At 64.8% G+C, this 26506-nt stretch carries 25 protein-coding genes; 7 read left to right on the top strand and 18 right to left on the bottom strand.

Annotated elements, in window-relative coordinates; translation table 11 throughout:
• Positions 1-39: 39 nt before the first annotated feature.
• From LB568_RS10415 to LB568_RS10400, 4 genes are read right to left on the bottom strand one after another with little or no spacing between them, the layout of a single operon-like run.
• The gene (locus LB568_RS10415; protein ID WP_224730052.1) at positions 40-1050 is read right to left on the bottom strand and encodes an ABC transporter permease subunit; all 1011 of its coding nucleotides are present in this window, start codon (positions 1048-1050) and stop codon (positions 40-42) included.
• Positions 1047-2591 (bottom strand): sugar ABC transporter ATP-binding protein, encoded by a 1545-nt coding sequence (locus tag LB568_RS10410; protein WP_224730051.1) that lies wholly within the window; start codon positions 2589-2591, stop codon positions 1047-1049. The genes LB568_RS10415 and LB568_RS10410 overlap by 4 nt, the downstream gene beginning before the upstream one ends.
• On the bottom strand, positions 2588-3967 hold the full coding sequence (locus LB568_RS10405; protein WP_224730050.1) for an FGGY-family carbohydrate kinase: 1380 nt from the start codon (positions 3965-3967) through the stop codon (positions 2588-2590). The genes LB568_RS10410 and LB568_RS10405 overlap by 4 nt, the downstream gene beginning before the upstream one ends.
• Positions 3964-4746: a DeoR/GlpR family DNA-binding transcription regulator gene (locus tag LB568_RS10400; protein ID WP_224730049.1), complete on the bottom strand. Its 783-nt coding sequence runs from the start codon at positions 4744-4746 to the stop codon at positions 3964-3966. The genes LB568_RS10405 and LB568_RS10400 overlap by 4 nt, the downstream gene beginning before the upstream one ends.
• Positions 4747-4925: 179 nt before the next feature.
• Here LB568_RS10400 and LB568_RS10395 point away from each other — a divergent pair, with 179 nt between their 5' ends.
• Genes LB568_RS10395 through LB568_RS10385 form a run of 3 tightly spaced genes read left to right on the top strand, consistent with a single transcriptional unit; the run spans position 4926 to position 8104 of the window.
• Positions 4926-5969: a class II aldolase/adducin family protein gene (locus LB568_RS10395; RefSeq protein ID WP_013892741.1), complete on the top strand. Its 1044-nt coding sequence runs from the start codon at positions 4926-4928 to the stop codon at positions 5967-5969.
• A 12-nt stretch (positions 5970-5981) separates the two neighbouring features.
• Positions 5982-7256 (top strand): FGGY-family carbohydrate kinase, encoded by a 1275-nt coding sequence (locus LB568_RS10390; protein ID WP_224730048.1) that lies wholly within the window; start codon positions 5982-5984, stop codon positions 7254-7256.
• On the top strand, positions 7253-8104 hold the full coding sequence (locus LB568_RS10385) for a TIGR01459 family HAD-type hydrolase (protein WP_013892739.1): 852 nt from the start codon (positions 7253-7255) through the stop codon (positions 8102-8104). The genes LB568_RS10390 and LB568_RS10385 overlap by 4 nt, the downstream gene beginning before the upstream one ends.
• Here the strand turns inward: LB568_RS10385 and LB568_RS10380 are convergent.
• The gene (locus LB568_RS10380) at positions 8091-9116 is read right to left on the bottom strand and encodes a sugar-binding transcriptional regulator (protein WP_224730047.1); all 1026 of its coding nucleotides are present in this window, start codon (positions 9114-9116) and stop codon (positions 8091-8093) included. The two genes, LB568_RS10385 and LB568_RS10380, sit on opposite strands and share 14 nt — an antisense overlap.
• Before the next feature lie 156 nt (positions 9117-9272).
• Here LB568_RS10380 and LB568_RS10375 point away from each other — a divergent pair, with 156 nt between their 5' ends.
• Positions 9273-10073: a hypothetical protein gene (locus LB568_RS10375; RefSeq protein ID WP_224730046.1), complete on the top strand. Its 801-nt coding sequence runs from the start codon at positions 9273-9275 to the stop codon at positions 10071-10073.
• Between the two features lie 9 nt (positions 10074-10082).
• Here the strand turns inward: LB568_RS10375 and ptsP are convergent, their stop codons facing one another.
• The 5 genes from ptsP to LB568_RS10350 form a co-directional block, all read right to left on the bottom strand.
• Positions 10083-12050 (bottom strand): phosphoenolpyruvate--protein phosphotransferase, encoded by a 1968-nt coding sequence (gene ptsP, locus LB568_RS10370; protein ID WP_224730045.1) that lies wholly within the window; start codon positions 12048-12050, stop codon positions 10083-10085.
• Positions 12051-12107: 57 nt separating this feature from the next.
• Positions 12108-12488: a PTS glucitol/sorbitol transporter subunit IIA gene (locus LB568_RS10365; protein ID WP_224730044.1), complete on the bottom strand. Its 381-nt coding sequence runs from the start codon at positions 12486-12488 to the stop codon at positions 12108-12110.
• Between the two features lie 134 nt (positions 12489-12622).
• Positions 12623-13627, bottom strand: coding sequence for a PTS glucitol/sorbitol transporter subunit IIB (locus LB568_RS10360; protein WP_224730043.1), 1005 nt, complete (start codon positions 13625-13627; stop codon positions 12623-12625).
• A 15-nt stretch (positions 13628-13642) separates the two neighbouring features.
• Positions 13643-14404, bottom strand: a complete 762-nt coding sequence (locus LB568_RS10355; RefSeq protein WP_013892733.1) for a PTS glucitol/sorbitol transporter subunit IIC — start codon at positions 14402-14404, stop codon at positions 13643-13645.
• Positions 14405-14456: 52 nt separating this feature from the next.
• Positions 14457-14894: a transcriptional regulator GutM gene (locus LB568_RS10350; protein ID WP_224730042.1), complete on the bottom strand. Its 438-nt coding sequence runs from the start codon at positions 14892-14894 to the stop codon at positions 14457-14459.
• A 192-nt stretch (positions 14895-15086) separates the two neighbouring features.
• On the opposite strand from LB568_RS10350, the gene LB568_RS10345 reads away from it, so the two are divergent.
• A complete protein-coding gene (locus LB568_RS10345; protein WP_013892731.1) occupies positions 15087-15728 on the top strand; it encodes a hypothetical protein in 642 nt (213 codons plus the stop codon).
• Between the two features lie 80 nt (positions 15729-15808).
• The gene (locus LB568_RS10340; protein WP_224730041.1) at positions 15809-16483 is read left to right on the top strand and encodes an HAD family hydrolase; all 675 of its coding nucleotides are present in this window, start codon (positions 15809-15811) and stop codon (positions 16481-16483) included.
• A gap of 19 nt (positions 16484-16502) precedes the next feature.
• Here the strand turns inward: LB568_RS10340 and LB568_RS10335 are convergent, their stop codons facing one another.
• The 6 genes from LB568_RS10335 to LB568_RS10310 all read right to left on the bottom strand — a co-directional run bounded on the left by LB568_RS10335 (position 16503) and on the right by LB568_RS10310 (position 23618).
• A complete protein-coding gene (locus LB568_RS10335) occupies positions 16503-17642 on the bottom strand; it encodes a DUF930 domain-containing protein (RefSeq protein WP_224730040.1) in 1140 nt (379 codons plus the stop codon).
• 152 nt (positions 17643-17794) lie between these two features.
• Positions 17795-18553 (bottom strand): 5'/3'-nucleotidase SurE, encoded by a 759-nt coding sequence (locus tag LB568_RS10330; RefSeq protein ID WP_224730039.1) that lies wholly within the window; start codon positions 18551-18553, stop codon positions 17795-17797.
• Between the two features lie 49 nt (positions 18554-18602).
• Positions 18603-19778: an MBL fold metallo-hydrolase gene (locus LB568_RS10325; RefSeq protein ID WP_224730038.1), complete on the bottom strand. Its 1176-nt coding sequence runs from the start codon at positions 19776-19778 to the stop codon at positions 18603-18605.
• Positions 19778-20851 (bottom strand): ABC transporter ATP-binding protein, encoded by a 1074-nt coding sequence (locus LB568_RS10320; protein WP_013892726.1) that lies wholly within the window; start codon positions 20849-20851, stop codon positions 19778-19780. The genes LB568_RS10325 and LB568_RS10320 overlap by 1 nt, the downstream gene beginning before the upstream one ends.
• Positions 20839-22542: an ABC transporter permease gene (locus LB568_RS10315; RefSeq protein ID WP_013892725.1), complete on the bottom strand. Its 1704-nt coding sequence runs from the start codon at positions 22540-22542 to the stop codon at positions 20839-20841. The genes LB568_RS10320 and LB568_RS10315 overlap by 13 nt, the downstream gene beginning before the upstream one ends.
• An 89-nt stretch (positions 22543-22631) precedes the next feature.
• On the bottom strand, positions 22632-23618 hold the full coding sequence (locus LB568_RS10310) for an ABC transporter substrate-binding protein (protein ID WP_224730037.1): 987 nt from the start codon (positions 23616-23618) through the stop codon (positions 22632-22634).
• A gap of 263 nt (positions 23619-23881) precedes the next feature.
• On the opposite strand from LB568_RS10310, the gene LB568_RS10305 reads away from it, so the two are divergent.
• The gene (locus tag LB568_RS10305; RefSeq protein ID WP_224730036.1) at positions 23882-24853 is read left to right on the top strand and encodes a sugar-binding transcriptional regulator; all 972 of its coding nucleotides are present in this window, start codon (positions 23882-23884) and stop codon (positions 24851-24853) included.
• A gap of 26 nt (positions 24854-24879) precedes the next feature.
• Here the strand turns inward: LB568_RS10305 and LB568_RS10300 are convergent, their stop codons facing one another.
• Positions 24880-25248 (bottom strand): hypothetical protein, encoded by a 369-nt coding sequence (locus LB568_RS10300; protein WP_013892722.1) that lies wholly within the window; start codon positions 25246-25248, stop codon positions 24880-24882.
• 113 nt (positions 25249-25361) lie between these two features.
• Positions 25362-26504: a dihydrolipoamide acetyltransferase family protein gene (locus LB568_RS10295; RefSeq protein ID WP_224730035.1), complete on the bottom strand. Its 1143-nt coding sequence runs from the start codon at positions 26502-26504 to the stop codon at positions 25362-25364.
• Positions 26505-26506: the final 2 nt, after the last annotated feature.

The raw sequence follows: 26506 nt of genomic DNA, 5'->3' as shown, positions 1-26506 counted from the left end.
CGTTACACAAGCCGGCATTTGCGCCGGCGACCAGGTCACTCACGTTCTTGCCCCTGCCTGGAGCCTGTAGCGGTCGAGGGCGACCGCCACGATGATGACCAATCCCTTGATGATGTACTGCCAGATGTCCGAGACACCGGCCAAGATGAGCCCGTTGGAGAGCACGGCGATGATCAGGCCGCCGATCAGCGTGCCCCAGATCGAGCCGACGCCGCCGACAAAACTGGTGCCGCCCAAAATCACGGCGGCGATGGCATCGAGCTCATAGGACTGCCCGAGCTGCAAGCCGTTGGCGGCGTAGAGCCGTGCCGCCGACATGGCGCCGCCGAGGCCGGCGAGCAGGCCCGAAACGCCATAGACGAAGAGCAGCACCAGCGGCACCTTGATGCCGGTCAGCCGCGCCGCCTCGGCATTGCCGCCGACGGCATAGATCCAGGTGCCGAGCACCGTGCGCTTGAGCACCAGCCAGGACAGCACCACCACCGCCAGCGCGATGACCACCAGCCAGGGAATGCCGAACAGCGACCCATTGCCGATGAAGTCGAACGGCAGGTCGGAGTTGAACACGGTCGTGTCCTGCCCGAGCAGGCGGGCAACGCCCCGCACCGCCGTCAGCGAGCCGAGCGTGACGATGAAGGGCGGCAGCTTGATGTAGGCGACGAGCAGCCCGTTGATGAGGCCGAAGCCGAGGCCGACGAGAATGGCTGCCGGCACGCCGAGCAGGCCCCAGTCCGGCACCAGGGACACCAGCACCGCCACCATCGCCGAGGCGGCGAGGATAGAGCCGACCGACAGGTCGATGCCGCCGGTCAGGATGACGAAGGTCATGCCGGCGGCGAGCACGATATTGATCGACGATTGCTGCGTGACGATCAACAAGTTGGTCTGGGTGAGGAAGCGGGGATTGATGAACTGGAAGCCGCCCGCCAGCAGCACCAGCACCGGCAGCATGCCCAGCGCGGCGAAAACGGTGCGCAGCCGCCGGCTCCTGACCGCCGCCTGGTCCACTGCCGCCGTCCCGGTCGTCTTCTCGGTCGTTCTGTCGATCATTCCTGGGCCGCTCCCGTCGCAAGTTCCATGATCGCTTCCTGACGAAGCGGCTCGCCCCCGGATGCCGTCACCTCGCCCGATATGGCGCCGTCGCGCATCACCAGTACGCGGTCGGCGACGCCGATCACCTCGGGCAATTCGCTGGAGATCATCAGGATGGCGATGCCCTGGTTGGCGAGGTTGTCGATCAGCCGGTAGATCTCCGACTTGGCGCCGACATCGACGCCACGGGTCGGCTCGTCGAGGATGACGACCTTCGGCTCGGTCTCCAGCAGCCGGGCGAGCAGCACCTTCTGCTGGTTGCCGCCCGACAGCGAGCCGGCATTGGCCTGCGCCGAGCGGGTTCGGATCGAGAGATCCGCAATGGCCTTTGCCGCGCGACGATCGGCTGCGGTGAAGTCGCGGAATCCGCCCGCCCGTGCGTCCCTGGCCAGCACGCCCATGCTGATATTGTCGGAGATCGACATGTCGAGGAACAGGCCGAGTTCCTTGCGGTCCTCGGTGAGGTAGGCGATGCCGGCCTCGAGCGCCTCGCGCGGCGAGCCGATGGAGATCGGTTTGCCGTCGAGTTCAACCGTACCGGCGCTGCGCTTGTCGGCGCCGAAGATCAGCCGGGCGAGTTCGGTGCGGCCGGAGCCGACGAGACCGGCCAAGGCCAGCACCTCGCCCTTGTGGAGGTCGAACGAACAGTTCTTCAGCAGCCGACCGTCGGACATGCCGCGCACCGAGAGCGCGACCGCGCGCTTTTCGTCCGGCGGGCGATGGTCCTTCTTGTAGAAAGCCGAGAGGTCGCGGCCGACCATCATCGACACCAGGCGCGAGGCGTTGAGATCGGCACGCTCCAGCGTGCCGACATAGCCGCTGTCTCGCAGCACGCTGACGCGGTCGGCCAGCTGGTAGACCTCTTCCATGCGATGGCTGATGTAGATGATGGCGATGCCTTGCGCCTTCAGCGTCGCGATCACCTCGAACAGGCGGTCGGTCTCGCGCGAGGTCAGCGACGTCGTCGGCTCGTCCATGACGATGATGCGCGCATTGGTCGACAAAGCGCGGGCGATCTCGACCAGCTGGCGCTCGCCGAGCGACAGGCTGGAGACCAGGACGCGCGCCGAGAAGGAGACGCCGAGCCTGCCGACGATCTCGCTGGCGCGCCGGTTGCACTGCTCACGGTCGACGATGCCGAAACGCCGCGGCTCGTTGCCGAGGAAAATGTTCTGCGCCACTGTCAGGTTGGGCGCCAGCGACAGCTCCTGATAGATCACCGCGATGCCGGCAGCGCGCGCCTTGATCGGATCGCCGGTCGCCGCGGGCACGCCGTCGATCAGGATCTCGCCACCCGGATCCGGCCGATAGGCGCCCGACAGCACCTTCATCAGTGTCGACTTGCCGGCACCATTCTCGCCCATCAGCGCGTGCAACTCGCCGGCATGGACGCTGAGCGAGACATCGTGCAAGGCGCGGATCGCACCGAAGGTCTTGGAGATGTGGCGCATCTCCAGCACCGGCTGACGTGTCGTTTCGGGCTTGGCTGTCGCGGTCATCGCGCGCCTCCTACCGCTTTGCCCGCCGTGCCGCGGCCGGCGACGAGATCGCGCCAGTCGTCGCGGTAGCCGGCAAGGCCGGTGAAGCGCGCCGCTGTCACCGGTCCCGGTACCTCGGCGGCGAATTCACGCCCGACACTCTCGAAGGCGAGCGCTGCCGCACCCGTGGCGCTGCCCTCCAGCGAGGCGCCCTGCATGAAGGCTTGGCCGGGACGCAGTTGCGCCAGCAGTCCGGCAAGCAGTCCGCCAACGTTCAGCCCGCCATCGACGATGACAGTGTTTTGCGAATGGATCAGGTCGAGGCAGAGATCGACCATCAGTGCGACATAGAGCAGTGCCACGGCCGCGCGCTCCCCGGCATCGGGCATGCGCCCAAGCAGCCGGCCGGGACGATCCGGCATCGGCCCGCCCGGCGCGAAGCTCGGCAGCGCCATGATGCCTGCGTCGATTGCCTGCTGGATCGAGCCATTCGGGATCGCGCCTTGCCAGCCATCGCTGATGACGGAGAATTCGCGCCCGCCCATGAAGCGGATGGTCGGCACCGGGCCGCCGTCGACATCGACATTGACCAGCATGTCGCGATCCTGGTCGAGTGCGTCGAGCGGGCAGTCGGGATTGAGCACGACGACCCAGGTGCCGGTCGACACCACGGTCAGTGGGCCAAGTTCCTGCCGACGATAGGCGTGGAGTGCAGCATTGGAGTCATGGACGCCGTTGTGGATGGCGACCGGCCGCGCCGCGCCGCCCAGACGCTGCTCGCCGATGACGGCGCCGGCACGCGCGAACGCCGGCATCCGGCCGCGCCAGCCTTCGGTATCCACCAGCGAAGAGAAATCACGCTTGCGCGGCGCCCACAAATGCGAATGGCAGCCGAGATAGGACACTTCGCAAACCGGCCTGCCGCCGAGACGCCAGCTCCAGTATTGCGGATAGCCGAGGATCGATGTCGCCGCCGCGAATGCGTCGGGATCGACCTCCTGCAGCCACAGCATATGGCGGCCATAGTTGAAACCGAGCGGCAGGCGCGGTGAGAACGTCTCGGCAAAATCCGGAATGCGAGGATCGATCCGAGCGGCGATCTCGGCCGGCGGCTCCTGCTCGTAGTCGAGAATCGGGTGCGTCAGCGCCTTATCGTCCACCAGGGCAAAGGTGCAGCCATGGCCGGATACCATCATCCCTTCGACACCATGGTTGTCGACCGCGTCAGTGACGGCACTGAGCGCCCAATCGTGGAGGTCGGCCTCGTCGAGCACGCTGAAGCCGTTCTGGCGCGTCCATTTCGGCTGGGTCCGGCGCTCATCGAGGATGCGTCCGTCCTGGCCGAAGACGAACAGCTTCGAATTGGTCTTGCCGAAGTCGAGCACCGCCAGTTTCATGGGACGGCTCCCAAGGTGGAAGCAATCCGCACCATGACGCCGGCGTCCTCCAGCATGCGTGCATCGGTATCGGAGAGGCCATCATCGGTGATCAGCGTGCCGATGCGCGACAGGGGCAGCGAGACATTGCGCGCGTGGATGGAAAGCTTGCGGCTGTCGGCCAGCACCACGATCTGGTCGGCGCACAGGCTGAGATCGACGATGGAGCGCACCAGCAGCGGGTGCGATTCCAGCAGCCCTTCCTGATTGAGGCCTTGCGCGCCGAGAAAGAATTTCGAGGCGTAGAAGAGGGTGGCCTGGGTCGGCGAATGGATGATGCCGGGCTCGCGATGCAACTCGCCGCCGGCAACCGTCAGGCTGCAATGGCCATGGTCGCTGAGATAGGCCGCGAGCGGCATCGAATTGGTGTAGAGCCGGATGTTGCGCTCGGCGAGCTTGACGCCGAGATGGAAACAGGTCGAGCCGCCATGGACGATGACCGCGTCGCCGTCGCGCACCATGGTAGCGGCAACGGCCGCGATCTGCCGCTTGGCCTCGACGGCGAGGTCACGGTTCTCGTCATAGGGCCGGGCATAGGCGACGCCCGCATGGGAAGCGCCGTCGAGCGCCGAGATGCCGCCATAGACCTTCCGGGCTTCCCCGGCTTCATCGATCCTGTCGATATCGCGCCTGACCGTCGCCGCCGAAACGCCGAGCCGCTCCTGCAGCTCGCGCACCGAGGCGAACGGGCGGTCCCGCAGCAGTTCGACGATCTGACGCTGGCGGCCGAAGTCGCTCAACACTTTCCTCCCGAAATGCCATTTTTCATGACAATTGGCGCAACTTACTCAACATTAGTCGGATTGCAAGCTGTTTTGAGGATAGTAGATCACTGTTGACGTAGATCACTCATATCTGCGATATCTCCGCCAAATGTCGGTCCCGGCGACGGGATTTCGTGCAGGGAGAAGAAGGCGCCATGGCAAACCAGGCTGATGCACAGGAACTGGCAGCCTTGCGGGCGCTTTCAGCCGGCATCGGGCTGAACCCGCACATGACCCAGGCGGCGGGCGGCAACACCTCGCTCAAGGCCGGCGACACGCTGTGGATCAAGGCTTCGGGCACATGGCTGAAGGATGCGCTCAGCGACGACATCATGGTGCCGGTAGCGATGGCGCCGTTGCTCAAGGCGGTCGAAGAGCGCAATCCGGCAGCCGACAAGCCGCAGGCCTTTGCCATCGATGAACTCAATCCGCGCGGCCTGCGCCCATCGATCGAGACCACGGTGCATGCCTTGATGCCACAGCGCGTGGTCCTGCACGTGCATTGCGTCGATACGATTTCGCTTGCCGTGCAGGCCAATGGCGAGACTGAGGTCGCTAGGCGGCTGGACGGCATCGAATGGGCCTATGTCCCCTATTTCCGGCCAGGTCTGCCGCTCGCCCGCGGCATTGCCGAGAAGCTGCGGCCCGGTGTCGATGTGCTGATCCTTGGCAATCACGGACTGGTCGTCGCCGCCGAAACCGTGGCCGAGGCTGACCTTCTGCTGCGCCGCGTCCGGTCGCTGCTGGCGCGGCCGGCACGCGTTACCGCCGCGCCAGATATCGTGGCCCTGACAACGCTTGCCGGCGACAGCGTCTACCGATTGCCGGCGGATATCGAGGCGCATGCGGTCGCGCTCGATCCGGAAAGCCGCCGCATGGCCGAGGCCGGCAGCCTCTATCCGGACCATGTCATCTTCCTCGGCCGGGGCTCGGTCGTGGCCAAGCCAGGCGAGGACGCGGCCGGCGTCGTCGCGCGGCTCGGCGCCGCACCAGTGGCGATCCTGTTTCCCGGCGCCGGCGTCCTGATGCGCGGCGACGCCAGCGCCGGCGCCGATGCCATGCAGCGTTGCCTCGCCGACGTGACGGCACGCGTCGACGTCGCGGCGCGGCTGAACTATCTCACCGCCGCCGAAAACGACGAACTGGTCAACTGGGACGCCGAGCAGTATCGCCAGAAGCTCAACGCGGCCGGCGGCTAGCAAAGGACTGACATGATGCCTCTTGTCATCGGCATCGACATCGGCACGTCGGGCGCGCGCGCCGTCGCCATGCGTCCGGACTTTTCCATTGCCGGCCAGTCCGCTGTCCGCCTCGACACGTTCAGCCAGGATCCACGCGCGCCCTCGGCATGGTGGCAAGCGGTCCAGGCGGCGCTGACGGAGCTGCTTTCAGGCATCGACCGCGCCACGGTTCGCGCCATCGCCATCGACGGCACGTCGGGCACGCTGCTGCCGGTCGACGTCGCCGGGCGGCCGCTGGCGGAACCGCTGATGTACAACGACAAGGTCGCCGACGACGGTATCCTGGCCGCGATCGCGCGCGAGGCACCGGAGGCTAGCGCCGCCCACGGGGCGACGTCGGGCCTCGCCAAGGCTTTGCTGTTCCAGCATCTGCCCGGCATCGCGGCGGTGCAGCACCAGGCCGACTGGATTGCCGCAAACCTGTCCGGCCGCTTCGATGTCAGCGACGAGAACAACGCGCTGAAGACGGGCTATGACGTCGAGGCCCGGCGCTGGCCGGACTGGATCGCGGCCGCCGGCATGCACATGGACTTGCTGCCGCGCGTGGTCGAGCCCGGCGATATCACCGGCACCCTCACCCCAGCCATGGCGGATCTGTTCGGCCTGCCGCGCGATGTGGCCGTGGTTGCCGGCACCACCGACGGCTGCGCCTCGTTCCTGGCGACCGGCGCCACGGCCATCGGCGACGGCGTCACCGCACTGGGATCCTCGCTGACCATCAAGATCCTGTCCGACCGGCCGATCTCGGCGCCGCGCTTCGGCATCTACAGCCATCGCCTCGGCGACACCTGGCTGGCAGGCGGCGCCTCGAATTCCGGCGGCAAGGTACTGGCTCAGTATTTTCCGCTCGCGCGGATCATCGAACTCAGCGCGGCGATCGACCCTGCGACCGAGACTGGCCTCGATTATTATCCGCTGAGCACGGCGGGCGAACGGTTCCCGATCGCCGATCCAGCATTGCCGCCGCGCCTCACCCCTAGGCCGGCAGACGACGCCGACTATCTCAAGGCGATGTTGGAGGGCATGGCCGCGATCGAGGCGCTCGGCTACAGCAGGCTGGCAGAGCTTGGCGCACCTGCGCTGACATCGGTCAGGAGCGTCGGCGGCGGTGCGGCAAATCCGGCATGGACGGCGATCCGGCAGCGCAAGCTCGGCGTCGATTTCCTGCCCACGCTCTCCGACGAGGCTGCAGCCGGCACCGCCAGGCTGGCGCTGAAGGGCGCGGCCAAGGCAGGGCTGGCATGAGCGCGAAAAGGATCGAACGTCTCGACGGCATCGCGCCGCTGGCTGAGCGTTATCAGGTTTTCCTGCTCGACCAGTTCGGCGTGCTGCATGACGGCCAGGCCCCTTATCCCGGCGCGGTGGCGGCATTGTCGGCGCTGAAGCACGCCGGCAAGACGGTGGTGCTGATTTCCAATTCCGGCAAGCGTGCCAGGCCCAACGAGGAGCGCCTGCTCAAGCTCGGCTTCGTCGCCGGAAGCTGGGACCATTTTGTGTCCTCCGGCGAGGTGGCATGGCGCTCCTTCAATGACATGGCGGCATCGGGAAGGCTGCGGCCCGGGACAAAATGCCTGCTGATCAGCCGCGACAACGACCGCACGGCGATCGACGGCCTGCCCTTTGTGCTGACCGAGGCCGGCGAAGACGCCGAACTGGTGCTGATCTCGGCCAGCGAGGGTGACCGTTACGACCTCGACCATTACCGCAGGCTGCTGGCCGCGGCAGCGGCACGGCAGGTGCCATGCTTCTGCACCAATCCCGACAGGATCATGCTGACAGCGGTCGGACCCCGCTTCGGCGCCGGGGAACTCGCCGATCTCTATGAAAGCCTTGGCGGCAGCGTCACCCGCATCGGCAAGCCCTATCCGGCGATTTTCGACGCCGCGCTGGCGCTGGCCGGCGCGCCGAACCGTGACAGCGTGGTTTGCGTCGGCGACAGCGTCGAGCACGACATTGCGGGCGGAAATGGCGCCGGCGTCGCCACGGCGCTGGTGCTGAGCGGAATCCTGGCCGACACATCGGATCTTGCCGCCGTTTTCGACGAGCAGCAGGCCTGGCCGGACTACATCACGGCTTCCTTTAGCTTCCGCTGACCGCATCGAGCATGCGCCTTGCGCTTTCCTCGTCGGTGATCAGGATCGTCGGCGCGATCAGGTTCATGGCGCCGAGCAGCGCCGCTGTCTTCTCCTCGCCGCCGGAAGTGAGGATGCGGATCGGCGCCTTGCGCAGGCGATCGACATCCACCGACATCACATGGCTATTGACGGGATGGTCGACCAGGTCGCCGTTGCGGTCATAGAAATGGAATAGAAGGTCGCCGACCGCGCCACGCGCAAGCAGGGCCTCCCGGTCCGCTTCCTTGAGAAAGCCGCCGCGCGAGAAGGTGGTGGCCGAAGCGATGCCGCCAACGCTCAGCAGGACGGCATCGAGCGCGTCGGCCATTTCGAAAATCTCCTGCAGGCCGCAGCGCTCGACCAGCGCGATCTTGGTCTCGACGCTGTCGACGACGGCCGGTGTCGGCATCAGATAGCCGTCACCCTGGAAGATCTGGGCGAAGCGCCAGGCGAACTCGGCCGGGTTGACCCGGCGCGCGACGCCAACACCGCCAAGCAGCGATATCACGCTGAAATCGGTCAGCGACTTGGCGCTGATGAACGGCAAAGTGTCGAACAGCGTTACACCCCAGCCGACACCGACCCGCATGCCCGATTTCATCGCATCGGACAGGAACATGCCGGTCTTGGCGGCGATTGCCGGGATCGGATCGGCATTGGCCGCCGTCAGCGGCGCCACGAGCGCCTGCTGCAGGCCGAAGGTCCTTTCGAGCGCACGCTCCAGCCGCACGATCTCCAGGAGCTCGCTCTCGATGGTGATCTTCACCTCGTTGCGCGCGCGGGCCTCTGCCAGCATGCGCACGATGGTGACGCGGCCGACGCCGAGCACGTCGGCGATCTCGTTCTGCGTCATCTGCTCGACGAAATACATCCAGGCGGCGCGGATCCTGAGGCGATCCGTCCGGCTCTCGCTGGCGACCTGCTCGGTCGCTCCGGCTCCTATCCGCCCCTCGTCGGCCCGCCCCTCTCCGGTTTGTCGTCGCCTGCCCAAATCATTCCTCCCCCGCAGCGATGGACCAGCACGCCATTGCCGATTCTGCATGCCGTTTTAGTATCGCCTATTGATCTGCCAATCGATAGGAACAATGTAGTGTTGGTGGCTGGCTGCTGCTGACGGCCCTCCATGGCACTTTCGAGGCGACCCGCGATGCTCCGACAAATCTCCGAAGATGTCCGCGTCAACCTGAAGGACCGGTTGCGGGAAGTCCGCGACATCATCCGCCAGAGCCGCCATGACGGCACCGGCGACGCCAGCCTCTTGCGCGAAGCCACCAGCCATCTGCCGCCATTTCCGGGCAAAGGCATCGAAGGCCTGCTCAGCCACGCCGCGAGTGCCGTAGACGAAGCCCTGTCGATCGCCGAATCCTTTGTCCCGCACGAGCGACCGATCAAGGTCGACGGAACGACCGTAAAGGGCCTCGGCACCTATTTCCCGGCCGGAAACGAGGACCGGCAGTTGAGCGCGGAGCGCCTGTTCCGGCGCGACATGTACTATCTGACCAAGGCGGTGCTTGCCGGGCTGAAGATCGACAATGCCCGTATCCATGAAGCCGATTTCGCCGCCGTTCATGCCACGATGCGCAAGCGGCATGGCGATCTGCTGGCCGCGCTGACCGCGCCCGGTGCCGGCCTGCAGGCGATCGCGGCCACCTGTTCGGCGCTGCTGGTTGAGTGCCTCGCCCAGCGTCCGGTCCGCTTTGGCGAAACCGCCCCGGAAACGACGGCGGCGGGTGACCGGGCACTCGACATAAGCTGTCTGGCACCGGTCGTCTTGGCTTGCGGCCTGGCGACGACCGGCCGCGACGGCGCGCCGGAGCCCGACATGCTGGAGATCGCGATCCTGGCGGCCGATATACGTCACGACCGCATCGCTCAGGCCTGCGGCAGGGCGAGCCCGGTCAATGAACTGACGCCTGTCTTCGCCACCCTGCTTGCGCATTTGCCGTAGCTCAGGGATTTAGTCCCCGGCGATGGCCATGATCGTTTTCTTGGCGCGCTGGATCGAGGCCGGGCTCATCGAAAGTTCGGTCAGCCCCATCTCGACGAAGGTGGGGATGAGATCCGGCCGCCCGGCCGCCTCACCGCACATGCCGACCATGATGCCGGCGGCGACGCCGGCCTTGGCCGTCAGCCCGATCGCCGACATGACGGCCGGATTGGTGACGTCGTTGAGCTTGGCCACCGTCGGGTTCAGCCTGTCGGCGGCCATGATGTACTGGGTGAGATCGTTGGTGCCGATCGAGAAGAAGGCCACTTCTTTTGCCAGCGCCGGCGCGATCAGCACGGCGGCCGGGGTCTCGATCATCACGCCGAGGTCGAACGTTGCGTAAGGTGCGCCTTCGGCCTTCAGCTCGGCGGCGCATTCATCGACCAGTGCGCGGGTGCGCGTGACTTCGGAAATATCGGACACCATCGGCAGCATCACCTTGATGTTGCCGTGCACGGCTGCCCGGAGCAGCGCCCTGAGCTGGCGCTTGAAGATATCGGGCCGGTCGAGGCACATGCGGATGCCGCGCCAGCCGAGGAAAGGATTCTCCTCGTCGGGGAATTCGATGCCGGCAATCGGCTTGTCGCCGCCGATGTCGAGCGTGCGCACGATGACCGGGTAGGGTGCGAAGGCCTTGGCCAGCGCCGCATAGGTCTCGGCCTGCATGTCCTCCGAGGGGAGATGCATATGGCGCATGAACAGAAGCTCGGTGCGGAACAGGCCGACGCCCATGGCGCCGGCTTCCTGCGCCGCCTCGATCTCTTCCAGCGAGCCGATATTGGCCGCGACCTCGATAACCCTGCCGTCGGCGCGCTTCGGCGTCACCGTCTTGAAGACGCTAAGCCCTGCACGCTCCTTTGCCGCCGCTTCGACGCGGCCGGCGAAATCGGCGCGCACCGCCGCATTGGGGTCGACGATCACCTGGCCGCTGTTGCCATCGAGCGCCACCTCTTGCGCGGCACGCAGGGCATTGACCTGGTAGCCGAGGCCCAGCACCGCCGGAATGCCATGCGAGCGGGCGATGATGGCGATGTGCGAGGTGGCGCCGCCATGGCCGCAAACCACCCCACCGATGCGTTTCAGCGGCGCGCGCGCCAGATCCCAGGCGCCGATGTCGTCGGCGATGAGAATGGCGCCTTCGGGAATGTTTTCGAGGCTGACGTCGTCTTGGCCCAGCAGCACCAGGCAAATCTGCCGCCCGACGGCGTGGACATCGTCGGCCCGGGCATTGAGATAATGATCGTCGACGGCGCTGAAATCGGCGGCGATGGTAGAGGCGGCGGTGATGACGGCCGAAACCGCGTCATTGCCGCCCCTGATGGCCTTTTCGGCCTCGCCGGTCAGGCTGTCGTCGGCGGCGATATCCCTGAGCGCGGCGACGATGCCGCGATCTCCGGCCGACAGGCTGTCCTGCGCCAACGCCCGGTCCATGCGCGCCTGGACGGCTGCAATGGCGGAGCGGAACCTGTCGATCTCGCCGGCGATCTCGTCGGCCTGCAACATGCGGCCCTGCCCGGCAATGTCGGGCGGGAAATGCGCGAAGGCCGGCCCGATGGCGACCCCTTCGCTCGCAGCGACACCGCGCAAGCTGTTTGCTCCGCTGGATGCGGCCGGCGCCGGTTGAGGCGCCGGTGCAGGTGCGGCATCATTCGCCGGGGTCTGCGGTTCTTCATCGTCGAGACCGGCCTTGGGGTTTTCCAGATAGCCGATCAGCGCCTCGATGGCCTCGATGGCGTCGGCGCCATTCGCCCGCACCGTGACTTCCTGGTTTTCCTTGACGGCCAGCAGCATCAGCTTGACGGAGCTCTTGGCGCTGACCGCCTTGCCGTCCTTGACCAGCTCGACATCGGATTCGAAACCCTTGGCGAGCTTGACGAACCGCGTGGCGGGGCGGGCGTGCAAACCTTCATGCACTCTGACGATGGTCGAGCGTTCCATGGCAAATACTCTGCTTTTCCTAGCGCCATGACCAGACGGGCAGCGGCGCGAATGCTTTCAGGCGGCGATGGTGATGATCGCGTCTGTCTTCAGGGCCGCCACGAGCGCTTGTGTATCGACCGGCGATGCACAGATCTCGCCCGGCCTCTCGGCCTCGCTGGCGCCGTTGAACGAGATGACGACATGGCCCATCTCGAGGACCTTGCTCCACGCGCTGGAGCCGACCGCGGTTATGGTCGCGGAAACGTCGCCAAGGGTGATCGACGCGCCCTTTTGCGGCGCGCCGTCGCTGGGTCCGTGCTCCATCTTGTGGAGCACGGAAACCTCGGCCAGCTCCGGCGGCGAGCCATCCGCGAACAGGATGACCACGCCCCCTTCGGCAAGATCCGCCACTTCGGGGCCGATTTCAGTGACCCGTGTTCTCAACAGAACCGTCATATGGCGAACCTCATTTTTCAATTCTTCTGAGAGTGGCTCATCGTTTTATGGAAACGGCGAGCCACTCCATGTCTTTTGTTTTGAAGCAATTCCGGACGGGAAACCGTGGAACACTTTCCCCGGAATTTGCCTTTTTAAAACACGATCAGGCTGACGATCCAGGCGATCAGCACCGAGACCGGACCCATGATCTGGCGACTGATGAGCACCGCCGGCACACCGATTTCGATCGTCTTCGGCTTGGCTTCGCCCAGCGCCAGGCCGACCGGAACGAAGTCGCAGCCCACCTGGGTGTTGTAGGCAAACAGCGCCGGCAGAGCCATCGCCGGCGAAATCGTACCATTGGCGATCTGCGGACCGATGATGGCGACGCCGATGACCTGCGCGATGACCGCGCCTGGCCCGAGGATGGGCGACAGGAACGGCAGGCCGCAGATTGCCGAGATGATCAGCAGGCCGACGATGTTGTTGGCCAGCGGTCCCATCGGCTGGGCCAGCACGTCACCGATGCCGGTGTACAGGATCAGGCCGATGAGCATGGTCACGAAGGCCATGAACGGCAGCACATTGCGGACGACCTGGTCGATGGTGCGGCGGCCGGAATTGAAGAAGATGCCGACCACCCGACCCATGACGCGGCCGATCGAGCTGATCAGGCCGATAAGCCCGCCTTCGCTCGGCAGCGGCTGTGGTGCCGCGGCTGCAGTGTTATTGTTCGAACTCATCGATGCTGCTCCCCCCGCAGTGGTGACCGCTTCGGATCCGTCCGCCATTGTGACGTTGGCCGGCTTCACGCCCGAAACGTAGATGTCTTCCGTGATGAACTGGGCGAGCGGCCCAGCCTGGCCGACCGGCGTCAGGTTGACGGTCGGGATGCGCTTGCGCGGATAGACGCCGCAGCGAGCGGTGCCGCCGCAGTCGACGACGACGACCGCCATCTCGCCTTCGACCGGCGGCGCCTTGAAGCCGTCGACGGCCGTGGCGCCGGTCATGTCGGCGATAAGTTGGGCCACGGGATGAATGCCGCCGCCGGTGACGGAGACCACCTTGTCGCGCTGCGCTGTCGGCTCGATGACGAGCGGGCCGCCCCAGCCTGTGTTGCCCCTGGAGATGCGTACGGCTTTGTATGTCTTGGCCATGATGTCCTCCCGCCCTTACAACTCGACGCCCTGGCGGCGTGCCATGATGGCGGTGATGCGCTCGGTCAGCATGCCCTTGAGCAGGATGACGACGAGGCCGACGATGGCGTACCAGATCGCCACCTTGACGTGGTAACCGGCAACGACCGCACCCTTCTTTTCCAGCTCCAGAAGCGCGACGAGAATGCCGCCCCAGACGAAATATTCGCCGGGATTGATGTGCGGGAACAGGCCAAGCGGCGGATGCACGTAGGACACGGCCGCGTCATAGAAGGCCGGCTTGTGCTTTTCTTCCAGGAACGATCCGAACGTATAGGCCATCGGATTGGTGAGGAAGAACACCGCCAGCAGCGGCAGCAGCGTGTAGCGCGTCAGCGCGATACGGCCGGCGCCGCGCGCCAGGCCGTGCACGCGCTCTTCGCCGACCAGCTCGGTGACGGCGTAGAAGGCGGTCATCAGCACCACCAGCGTCGGGATGATGCCGGTGACGAAGCCGGCGAACACTTCGCCGCCCTTCTGGAAGATGCCAATGAAGTATTTGCCGATGGCGGTCAGCCAGCCGAGCTGCTCTTCCTGCTGGACCTCTTTCAGCTTTTCCTTGAACTGATCGACTGTGATCGGTCCGCTGTCCGCCTGTGCGAGGACAACGAGATGGTCGGAGGCATGCTCGACGGCGAGCTTGCCATGCAAAGCAGCATCCGAGACCATGGCACCTGCGACATGCAGATTGTGCACGGCCATGTCGGCATGCTGCGCCAACAACGAAAATACAGACATTTCTCCTCCTTATGCCGCCCGCCGGTTTATCCCAGTCGGTGCGCGGCGTGCTTTAGGCCCTTGCTACGTTCAAACCGGATAGGCCCGGCTTCTTCCCCGGCTCCGACCGTGCTTTGTCGATCTGCTCGATCGCGCGCTTCACGGCCTCGGCCACACCGGGTTCCCCCTCCCCCATGATTGCAGGGTTGGACCGGAGTCGAGGGGGGGCAACGCCCTCGAATTCTTGAAATCTCTTGAATTTGGTGAAGACGGAACGGCCGCTCATCACCATCACGCGGCGCACGACCAAGTCAGGCGTCACCACGACCAGCGCGATGGTGCCCTTGGCCAGCCGGCCGCGAAAATTGCCGGCTCCGACAAAGCCATCCTTGTACTGGTCGGTGACACCGCGGAAGACATCCGAATAGTGCCGCATCTGCAGCCAGACGCCGAGCGACTGCAGCGCCCACACAATAACCAGCAGAAGCAGTCCCCACTGCCAAATCGCCATTCGGTTCTCCTCCCGAAGCCTCAGTTGAAGCTCACCTTGGACCGGCGCGCGACAACAGCAAAGTGAGAACATTTGTTTCCTCGAATGTCAATATGTATGATATTGACCCTGGTCACGGTCATCCACAGGGCCGTCGGCCGATTTCGGCGGCGGCATGGCTGTGCTAGCCTGTGACGAAACGGGATGCGTGAAATGGAATTGCCCTTCAGGGACGAACTGGCCCTCATGCCCGACCTGCGCCACCGGTTGCGGCAGCTGCGCTGGTTCCGCGCCACCTTCCGCGGCAGCGCCAAGGTGGTCTCGGACACGTTCGGCGTGCGTTTCGAGATCGACGAGGCGAAGCTGACCCGGGCTTTTCTCGACTGGGTCGAGATCATGGAAGAGCAGAAGCGCTTCGCCGCGGTCGACCGCGCCGACTTCATCGTCTTTGCCGCCGGCCTCGTGCTGCGCGAATTGATCAAGCAGGCACCGGCCAGGGAAATCTCGGGCCTCGAGCAGCTCATCGAGACGGACCAGAACGCCGGCACGCTGGAAATCATCCGCTTCTGGCCGGAAGGGTTCCTCTACACCAACTACTGCGTCTCGGTCATTTCGGCGATCTACGAGCAGGAATTCGGCACGGCACCCAGCATCGACAAATGTGCCGACGATCTGCGTACCTGGTGGTCCTATCGCGAGAACGTCACCGAGATGCCGGCCTATGCGGTGGCTTTCCTCGACCGCTTCCTGGGTGCGGAACCGAACTGGATCACGCCGGACCGCGCGCAGTCCCGGCAAGCCATGCAACGGGCGCTCGGATCCGCCCGCGCCAGCGACGCGCTGCGCCAGCTTTGACCCCACCACAAACATCGCGCTATTGAACATTTGACTTTTTGCCGATAGCGATGTGCGAAATCGAGTCCGGAGAGAAGCGCGTGGCGCGACCAAGGCCCATCATTTTCGATTGCGACGGCGTCCTCGTCGACAGCGAGCCGCTGGCCGCCAGGGCCTATGAACGCGTCTATGAAAAGCACGGCATGCCCGGCGTCCATGGCGGCATCATCGCCCAGTGCGTCGGCATGAAGCAGTCCGACATTATCATTCGAATCAAAGAGTTAACCGGCCACCAGTTTCCCGCTTCGGCGGCCAGCGACATCTGGGCCGAGACCAAGATCCTGTTCTCCGAGGAATTGAAGCCGACACCAGGAATTGCCGCGTTCTTGGAAACGCTCGAGGGCGACCGCTGCGTTGCCTCGTCATCGTCGGTCGAGCGCATCAACCACAGCCTTACCGTCACCGGCCTGGCAGGGTTTTTCGGCGACGCGATCTACAGTTCCTCGATGGTCAAGAACGGCAAGCCCGCGCCGGACATCTTCCTGTTCGCCGCCGCCAGGATGGGCGCCAATCCAGCCGATTGCATCGTCATCGAGGATTCGCCCTTCGGCATCCAGGGCGCGGTCGCCGCCGGCATGACGGCGATCGGCTACACCGGCGGCGGCCATACCTATGCCGAGCATGGCGCGCGGCTGACGGCCGCCGGCGCCGATTTCGTCTGCGCCGACTGGCATGAAGTTAGCCGGCAATTATCTGGGCTCGGCGTGCCGGCCTAGGCTGGCGGTTAGAGCAATTCTAGAGAGGCCGCGGCCATTGGCTGCGTGGGATCACAGGGCCGACACGGAAGTTGAACGACAAGACCCTCGTCGCCTCGGTATCGACCTCGCACCGGAAGCTCAGCTGGTACCAAGTGGTCATCGTGCTGAAGGCCGCCTCCGGTCGGCTGAGAACGTTGCCTGCCTTAAGCGGAATGGTTGGCAGCCATTTGGGAGAATAGTCGGCCTGCTGCAATTCCTGGTTCAGTACGTTGGCGCAAAGGTTGGCAATGCGCTGATCGCGCGGCACGTTCTCCATGGAGCTTGTGGCGAACGCATTGCCGGTTGCCCCCTGCGAGTAAAGCTTTCTAACGCCCGGAAGGCCGGAATAGACCGGCGATCCCGCAACCTCGTTGTTCGTCGAACCTGGCTTCCCTGCATTCCCGCCTGGGGCCTTCAAGGCTCTTGCGGATTTGAACTTCATAGGCTTTGAAGGTTTGGGCTTTGCCTTTTCGGCCGAGGCTGGAGGCGCCGGCTTACCACCGGTCTCAGCCTCCAATGGCTTTGGCGTCACGACCGCTTGCTTTTCGGCGGGTTGCGGTGCGACCTCCGGCGGCTGTTTGTCAGTATCCTCGGCCGCCTGCTTCTCCTCGCTTTGCGCGGGCTTTTCGTCCGGCGCAACGGTGGCCGGCTTCTCATCAGACTTGCTGGGCTCCGCCTTCTGCTGTGGCGTTGCAGCCGGGGCGGGCTGGGTTGGCGTGGGTGTGGGTGCTACAGGCGGCTTCGCCGCCTCATCCTTGGCCGGCGACGGCGTGTTGGGCTTGGCGCTGCTACCGTCGAGCGATTTCTCCGGCCCGGTATCTTTCTGGCCGTACTGGAAAACGCGCTTCAGAACCTGGTCGTTTGGCGGTTTCGGCGGTTCCGGAGGCGGCTTCTGTTCAGGCGGTTTTTCGGCCTTCTTTTCAGGTGTCGGCTCCGGCGGCTTTGGGGCAGGTTTCGGCTTGGGCATCTCGGGCGGCGGCACGATCGCGACATTGACGGGCTGTTCCTGCTGATCCGGCTGCTGCTCGGATCTCGGCAGGCCAAAAAACAAGAACCCTGCGATCAAGGCATGCAGGATCAGCGATGCGGCCAAGGCCCATCGCCAACTGCGAAACCATTCTCGTATCTTGCCGTTCATTGCGCCCGATGTGGAATGAAATAACGGCGGCTTCAAGCATAAGCATTGGATTGACGCGATTTAGCCGCTGACAGGTTGGTGATCCACGGTCGCGGGCCGGAGAGACCAAAGTGCTGGCACGGTTCAAGCGGCTCGACGATCCAGACCTCGGATCAGCCAGCTTGCCGCTGGCTCGCGATCCCGTCGAGAAACCGTTCGTCCAGCGGCGTTTCGCCAAACCAGTACAGCCGGTTGATGCTGACGAAGCCGGCATCGATCGCAGCGTTCTCGTCGCCCGGCTCGCTTGCATGGGCACGACCGCGCGGCACGGTGATGACGGTGCGATCGCCGTCGCTCTCCAGGATTTCGGCCGTCCGGCCGATCTTGTCGCGGCCTATGCGTGGCTGACGGATCTCGGCCGGCAGCGCCGTCGGCAGGTTGACGCTGAGCCAATGTCCCTCGCTCGTCCAATCCCAGCGCGATTGCCACAATGAAGCAATCAACGTGCCGAGCCAGTGGTCGTCGCCATCGGTAAAATCAGGATTCTTCACACGCGAAAAGCCGATCGCCGGGACGCCCCAGAAGGTCGCTTCCCGGGCAATGCCGAGCGTGCCGGAATAGGCGAGATCCTCGGCGACGTTGCGGCCGTCATTGACGCCCGACAGCACGAGGTCCGGCTTCTTCTCGTCGGCAAACAGCCATGTCATCGCGCTCACCACGCAATCGGCCGGCGTGCCGGAGCAGGAGTACCAATTCGGCTTGACGCGCCGCATCGTCAAAGGTCTCGCGATCGTCAGCGAAGATCCGGCGGCGGTGCGCTTGCCATCGGGCGCCACCACCCAGACATCGTCGCTCAGACCAATGACTGCGTTGACGAGACGGGCAAGTCCCGGCGCTTCGATGCCGTCATCGTTGCAGATCAGGATTCTCATTGTTCGCTCCCCAGAGCATGAAAAGTGTGAAGCGGTTTTTCGGACGACATCATGCTCGATCTCCTTGATTTAGAGCCGGCACCGCGATGCGCTGGCCGGTACGGCATTGCGTGCGCAGCGACGGGATGTGGGTTTTCAGGTCATCCAGGAGATCGGTGGTGCAGGAATGACCGAGCGCCTCGGGCCGTCCCGCCTTCTCCCAGATACCGACATTGCCTGAAAGGGTCGGATGGGTGGGCATGCGCACCCAGTCGGCACGGCCGGCCTTGTGCAGGAGATCGCCCGGTGAACCGGCGGGCAGATGTCCGGTAAGCAGCACCGGCAACCCGGCCTGTTCGGCGCGCGGCAGAAGGCGCGACGACGGACCGGCCGCACCCATGCCGTCATCCGCGAGCAGCGGCAAGGCCGGCAAAGGATCGGCATCGGTCCAGTCGGTGGCGCTTGCCAAGCGGGCACGCAGCAGTTCGGAAACGCCTGGCAGCAAGGCCCCCGTGGCGCCGATCTGCGCTTCCAGCGATAAGCGCATGCCGGCGTGAACGGCAAACGGCCCCGGCAAGGCCGCGATCAGCTCCAGCGGTCGTCCCGACAGCGGCGTCGGCAGCAGGCACCCATCTGAATGCCTTGCCACCCACTGCGAGATTTCGCGCGCCCGCGCCGCGCCCGGCACAGGGTCGGCGCCGTAGGAGGCATCGAAGACCAGAAGATCGCAGTGCGGGATCGTATCCATGACGAAGACGCTACTGTCCGGCACCACGTCGGCCGAATAGGCGACACGGCTTTTCCCGTCATCGACGGCGAACCAGACGCCGCCTACGACATGCCCCGACCGTCCCGTCCTGATCGCCAAATTGCCGCTTTTCAGCGTGTCGCCGGGTTCGAAGATTTCGATACGATCGTCTGGAATTGGAAAACGCTTGAAGTCCGCGGGATCGGCATAGGCGGCAAGTGTCGCCGGCGCCTCGTCGCGGGTCTCGGCCGTCACGAAGATCGGGCCGGCATAGCCGCGCGACAGCAGCCAGCTCAGCGCACCGACATGATCCTCATGCGCATGCGAAACGAAGACCGCGTCGATGTCGGCGACCGACCCGTCGAGCGCCGGATAGTATTCCGCCCCCGAGGCACCAACCTTGATGCCGATATCGAGCAGGATGCGATCACTGCCGCTGCTGACGGCGAGGCTGGTGCGGCCCTTTTCGCCAAAGCCGCCAAGCAAGTCCAGCATCATCACGATGCTGCCCCCGGGATCAGCCAACCGGACTTTATGCGCAGCCGTGCCTGGGCTCCGCTCTCCAGGATCACCGGATCGGGCTGTTCGAAATGCAAGGTGAGATCGGGACCGGCGGAAGGCGTGAATTCGATGCGCGCGGCACCACCCTGGTAGATCACCCGCTTGACGAGGCCGTCAAAGCCGGGTCCGTCAGGCGAAACGTCGAGATCGGCCGAGCGGCAGCATATCTTTGCGCCGGCGCGTGGCTGCTCACCGGCCCGGCAGCGAACGACCAACTCGGCTCCGAGAACCCTGACCTTGCAGTGACCGGCATCTTCGGCGCTCAGCACATCGGCAGGAAGCAAAATCCCATGCGAAATGAAGGAGGCCACCATCTCATTTGCCGGCTCATGATAGAGCTCGCGCGGCGTCGCCAGCTGCGCAAGGCGCCCATGATCCATCACCGCGATGCGGTCGGCCAGCGCCATCGCCTCGGCCTGGTCGTGGGTGATGTACACGATGGTCGTGCCCGTGCGCTTGTGGAAGGCGGCGAACTCGTCTTCCATCGAGGCTCTCAAATGCACGTCCAGATTGGCGAGCGGTTCGTCGAACAGCACCAGTGACGGCGCGGCGACCAGACAACGCGCCAAGGCAACGCGCTGACGCTGGCCGCCGGAGAGATTGGCGGGCCTGCGCTCGCCCAAGCCCTGCAGGTTGACCAGGGTGAGTGCGTCCTCGACCTTCCGGCGCGCCGCCGCTTTGTCGAGCTTCGCCACTTTCAGCGAATAGCCGATGTTTTCGGCGACCGTCATATGCGGCCACAGCGCGTAGTTCTGGAAGACGATGCCGACGCGCCGCTTTTCCGGCGCGACGCTGCCGCCCTTGGCCGACACGATCTGGCTGCCGATACGGATCTCGCCTGACGTCACTTTCTCGAATCCGGCGACGAGCCGCAGCAGCGTGGTCTTGCCGCAGCCGGACGGCCCGAGCACCGCCAGGAACTCGCCGTCGGCGACGTCGATCGATACGTCCTTCAGGGCGTCGAAATCGGCGAAGCTCTTGGTTACATGGTCCAGGGTCAGTCGCGCCATGGCAGAACTCCACTCGGAAGATGAGGGGCAAGCAGATTGGTCACCAGCATCAGCACGAAGGTGACCGCGACCGTGATGACGGACATCGCCGCCGCGTAGTTGGAATCGCCGCCCTGCTCGAAGGAAAACATCACCACGCCGATCGTCTCCGACCCGGACGACCACAGCAGCGCCGAGACGGTGAGTTCGCTGAGCGCCGTCATGAAGATCAGCAGTCCGCCGGCGATCGCCGCTGGTGCCACCAGCGGAAAGATGATGGTGCGCATGCGCGTGAACAGCCCGGCGCCCGCCACTTGCGCCGCTTCCTCCAGCGCCCGGTCGATCTGGTGATAGCCGCTGATGGTCGGCCGCAGAGCCAGCACCAGGAAGCGGGCAAGGTAAGCGTAGAGGATGATCCAGACCGTGTTGTAGAGCTGGATGCCGGTCAGCGGGATCGGTCGCAGGAAGAGCAGCAGCGAGGCGATCGCCAGCACCACGCCGGGCAAGGCATAAGGCAGTTCCACCGACAGATTGAGCAGCCGCACCCAGCGCTGCTTGCCCCAAGCGATCAGATAGCCGATCGGCACGGCGACGAGCACCGCGAAGAAGGCCGTCGCGATCGACAGCCAGAAACTGTTGAAGAAGGCGCGGCTCGCCGCATCGTGCTCGAATAGCACGAAGCGATAATTGTCGAGCGTCGCCGTCTTGGCGGTGAGCGCAATGCCGTAGCCGGGCACCAGCGAGGTCAGCATCAGCCCGAACAGCGGCAGGAATAGCACCAGCACGATCAGCAGCCACATGCCGGCCTGGACGGCGGGGCGCCAGCAGCCAAGCTCGTAGGGTTCGGCCGACAGCGAGGTGGAGCTGATGCGGTAGTCGCGGCGGCGGCTCATGAGCTCCTGGGCGAGAATGCCCGCCATGGCGATGACGCCGATCAGCACCGAAAGAAAGGCCGTTTCGCCAAGCACGGCGGGGCCGCCGCCGGCCAGCTTCTGGTAGATGAGCGTCGGCAGCACGAGATAGTTGGCGGGAATGCCGAGGAAGGCCGGGATGCCGAAATTGCCGACGCAGGACACGAAGGCCAGTGCCGCCGCGGCCATGATCGACGGCGTCATCAGGGGCAGCACGATGGTGACCAGCACGGTGAACCAGCCGGCGCCGCCGGCGCGCGCCGCCTCGACCAGTTCGCGCGGCAGCTTGCGCAGGCCGGCACGCACCAGCAGGAAGACCAGCGGACCATACTGCACGCCGAGCAGCAGAATGATGCCCGATGTCGAATAGAGTGGATTTTTCGTGCCGAGCGGCGGTGCCGCGCCGAATAGCTTGAGAAACGGACTGGCCGGGCCGAACAATTGCAGCCAGGCCAGAGCCGTCACCTGCGGGGCGATCATCAGCGGCATGACGTAGCAAAGCACCAGGGCGCTTCGGCCGCGAATGTCCGTCAGCGAGACGAGAACTGCCACCAGCGTTCCCGACAGCACCGCAAGCAGGGTGCCGCCTATGCCGACGACCAGCGTATGCCAGGTGGCGATCCAGGTCGCCGGGCTTCTCAGCCCGGCCTCGATGGCCACGGTCGACATCGTGCCGCCGGGCGCCACGATCTCCTTGACGAGCCGCAGCATCGGCAACAGGGAAAGCAGTACGATGACGACGGCCACCGCCGCCGTCAGGGCCATTTCCTGGCCCCGACTTTCCCTTATCCGTGTGGACATGATTGATTTTCCTGGGATCGATCCGCGATCGGCTTTGTTCGTAGCGCTTCGGGATGCCGCTGAGACGGCATCCCGAAGCGATTGCCGGCTCAGCCGCCGAACAGTTCGGAGAACTTTGCCTTGTCGGCGTCGGTCTTGGCGACGATCGCCTTGGTGTCGAACGCCATCACCTTGACCTTGACGCCTTCCGGCAGCCAGTCGGGACGGCCGACCGAGGCGCGCGCCGGCAGGTAGCCCATGGACAGCGCCAGCTTCTGGCCATCATCGGAAAGAATGAAGTCGACGAACTTCTTGGCGCCGTCCACATTCTTGGCGGTCTTCATGATGGCGACCGGTTCGGTCACTGCAGGCACGCCCTCGCTGGGGAACACGAACTCGACCGGCGAGCCTTTCTTCTTGGCATTCATCGCCATGAAGTCGACCAGGATGCCATAGGGCTTCTCGCCCGATGCCACCGACTTCAGCACCGCGCCATTGCCGCGCACGCTGACGGTGTTGTTGGTCTTCAGCTTCTGAAAGAAATCCCAGCCATAGTTGGCGTCACCGACGAAGCCCGAGAGCAGGTAGGCGGCGGCACCCGAGTAGAGCGGGCTCGGCATGACCAGACCATCGGCATAGGCGGGCTTGGCGAGATCGGCCCAATGCTCTGGCTTTTCGGCGGCAGCGGTGTTGTAGACGATGCCGGTGGTGATCAGCTTGCTGCCGAAATAGGTCTTGTCGGAATCATAGGTGTCGGCCTCGATGCCATCGAGCTTGGCCTCGGGATAGGCCATCAGCCGGCCGTCCTTCTTCAAAAGCTCCATCGAGACCGCGTCGGCGATCAAAAGCACGTCGGGCTGCGGGCTGCCGGCGGCGAACTCGGCCGCCATCTTGGTCAGGATGTCGCTGGTTCCGGAGCGATAGATGGTCACGTCGATGCCGGGCTGCGCCTTCTTGAAGGCGTCCACGGTCTTGGCCGCGTCGGCCTCCGGCTGCGATGTGTAGAGCGTCAGTGTTTCGGCGTTTGCCGCGCCGGCAAACAAAGTTGCCGCGAGCGCCAGCTGGCTGGCCAGCAGCTTGATGAAGTGCGTCTTCATGAGACCTCCTGTCTTGTCTGTGCATGACCGGTCCGGCCCCTGGCCGGCTCCCCGTCTCTTCCTCCCTGCACGGCGCATATGACTGGTGGATGACACAGCGCGTGAAACCCACAAAATATGTTCATATGTACAATGTCAATTACAAATGAACAGAGATGTGCAACAATCGGCATGCCGCAACCCGGCATCCGGTTGACATCCGGCCGGCGTTTCTCCGATGAGGAGAACGCGGCCCGGCCACGGCTGATGAGGGACCAGAAGACATGCCCACGCAAAAACCCACACCGGCCCGCCTGCCGATGGTGTCGTCGGATCTCAACGTCAAGACGGCCTGGCTCTACTATGTCGAAGGCTTCACGCAGGAACAGATCGCCGAAAAGCTCGATGTCTCCCGGGTGAAGGTCATGCGCACGCTGGCCGCCTGCACCGCCGAAGGCATCGTCGTCACCATGATCAACGCGCCGACCGCCGAGCAGGTGGCGCTCGAACGAGCGCTTGAGAAGCGCTGGGGCCTCAACGCCGCGGTCGTCATTCCGACGCCCTCGGCCCAGGACCATCTGGAAAAGGCGATCGGCCATGCCGTCGCCGCCTATCTCGGCGAGCAGATGCAGGACGGCATGACGCTCGCCATCGGCGGCGGCGCGACGCTGCATGCCAGCCTGGGCTTTCTCGCCCGCCGGCAGTTGAAGCGCGCCTCGGTGGTGGCGCTGGTCGGCAGCCTGCCGCATTCGCAATGGATCAACCCGTCGATCGTCGCCGCCAAGGTCGCCGATGTCTTCGAGGTCGACAGCTATCAGATCACCGCGCCGGTGACGGTCGACGATCCCTCGCTTCGCGATCTCCTGTGGGCGCAACCAACCCTGCAGGATGTGCGGCAGCGCGCGGCCGCCGCCGACATCGCGTTGCTCACGGTCGGCGACATGTCGCCGGACGCCACCATCTTCCGGCACGGCATCGTGCCGTCGTCGCTGATCGCGTCGCTGAAGGCGAAAGGCGCGGTCGCCAACATGCTGTGCTACTTCGTCGATGCCGCGGGCAGGCTGGTCGACCACGAGGTCAATGGGCGCGTCATGGCCATCGATCTCGAAATGGTCGGCCAGGTGCCGAATGTCGTGCTGGCCGCCGGCGGAAAACGCAAGGTTGCCGCGATCCTCGCCGCGCTGAAGGCCGTCAGCACCAATGTGCTGATCACCGACAGCGACACGGCCGCAGCGCTGCTCGCCAAGGCCGGTTGAGGCGACCTCCACCCAGACAGTTTGGTTTAGATAAGTCCGCGTTCGCGCAAAAAATCCTCGACGCCGACATGGGTCATGGATTCGAACTCGGCGATCGCCTCGGCCACCCGCTTGCGCTGGGCAGCCAGCAGCGTGAACACCTGCTTCATCTCGCCGGAAACGCCAAAACGGCTCCACCGCTCGGCGATATGCATGGGCAGCCCGATATCGGCACAGAATGCATCCAGGCTGTCGTAGCCGAGGCTTGCGACAAGCTGCTTCGTCTCTTCCGCCGACATGCGCGGTTCGAAGGCATGGTCGTGCAGGCGCTGCGCCACCAGCTTGATGTCGGATGGCGAGGCGCCCATGACCTTGCCAAACAGGGTTTTGACATCAGATGGGTCGAATGCGGGCATGCTGGCCTCCCTGGATCGCGGTCCACAGAGAAGATGGGTCAAGGGTCAGCGCCTGACAAGTCATTTCCCTCGTAAGCCGGCATACCATTCGGCATCGGCTTGCGACAGAGGGCCTAGACCAGCATGCCCATCGGATTTTCGATCAGCCGCTTGAAGGCGACCAGCAGTTCGGCGCCGAGCGCTCCATCGACTGCGCGGTGATCGGTCGACAGCGTCACCGACATCACGGTGGCGATTTTGATCTCGCCGTTCTTGACCACCGCCCGCTCCTCGCCGGCACCGACCGCCAGGATCGTCGCATGCGGCGGGTTGATGACGGCGGCAAAGTCCTTGATGCCGAACATGCCGAGGTTCGACACCGCCGTCGTGCCGCCCTGGTACTCTTCCGGCTTCAGCTTGCGGCTGCGGGCGCGGCTTGCCAGGTCCTTCATCTCGTTCGAGATCACGGACAGCGTCTTTTCGTCCGCATGCCGAATGATCGGCGTGATCAGGCCACCGGGGATCGACACGGCAACGCCGACATCGGCATGCTTGTGCTTGACCATGGCGCTTTCGGTCCATGAGGCGTTGGCATCCGGCACCGCCTTCAGCGCCAGCGCCATCGCCTTGATGACCATGTCGTTGACCGACAGCTTGTAGGCCGGCGCCTCGCCTTTTTCGGTCTTCTTCACCGGAGCCGCGGCATTGATCTGCGTACGCAATGCCAAGAGTGCATCGAGCTCGCAGTCGAGCGTCAGGTAGAAATGCGGGATGGTGGTCTTGGCCTCGACGAGGCGGCGCGCGATCGTCTTGCGCATATTGTCGTGCGGGACGAGTTCGTAGGAGCCAGGTTCGAACAAACGCAGCACGTCCCCCTCCCCCTTGAGGGGAGGGTGGCCGGCCGCGGGCCGGTCGGGTGGGGTCGGTTCGACCGGGCTCAACGCAGGAGCGGTGCCTCCTGAGACGACCCCCTCTGTCGGCTTCGCCGACATCTCCCCCTCGAGGGGGGAGATTGGCGCCTTGTCCCCATACGCCTCCCCATCAGCATAGATCCAGGCAACAGCCGCACCCACCGCGATATCGACACCTTCCTTGCCAGTGACATCGCGCAGGACGCCGCTGGCCGGGGCGTCGATCTCCATCGCCGCCTTGTCGGTCTCGATCTCGAACAGCACGTCGCCCTTCTTGACGTGCGCGCCTTCCTCGGCGAACCAGCGCGAAATCTGTCCGGTCGCCATGTCCATGTCGACCTTGGGAAGAATGACTTCGGTCGGCATCT

This window comes from Mesorhizobium sp. B263B2A, from assembly GCF_020165775.1.
GTDB classification, from domain to species: Bacteria; Pseudomonadota; Alphaproteobacteria; order Rhizobiales; family Rhizobiaceae; genus Mesorhizobium; species Mesorhizobium opportunistum.
This window is presented reverse-complemented; position numbering and strand designations above follow the sequence as displayed.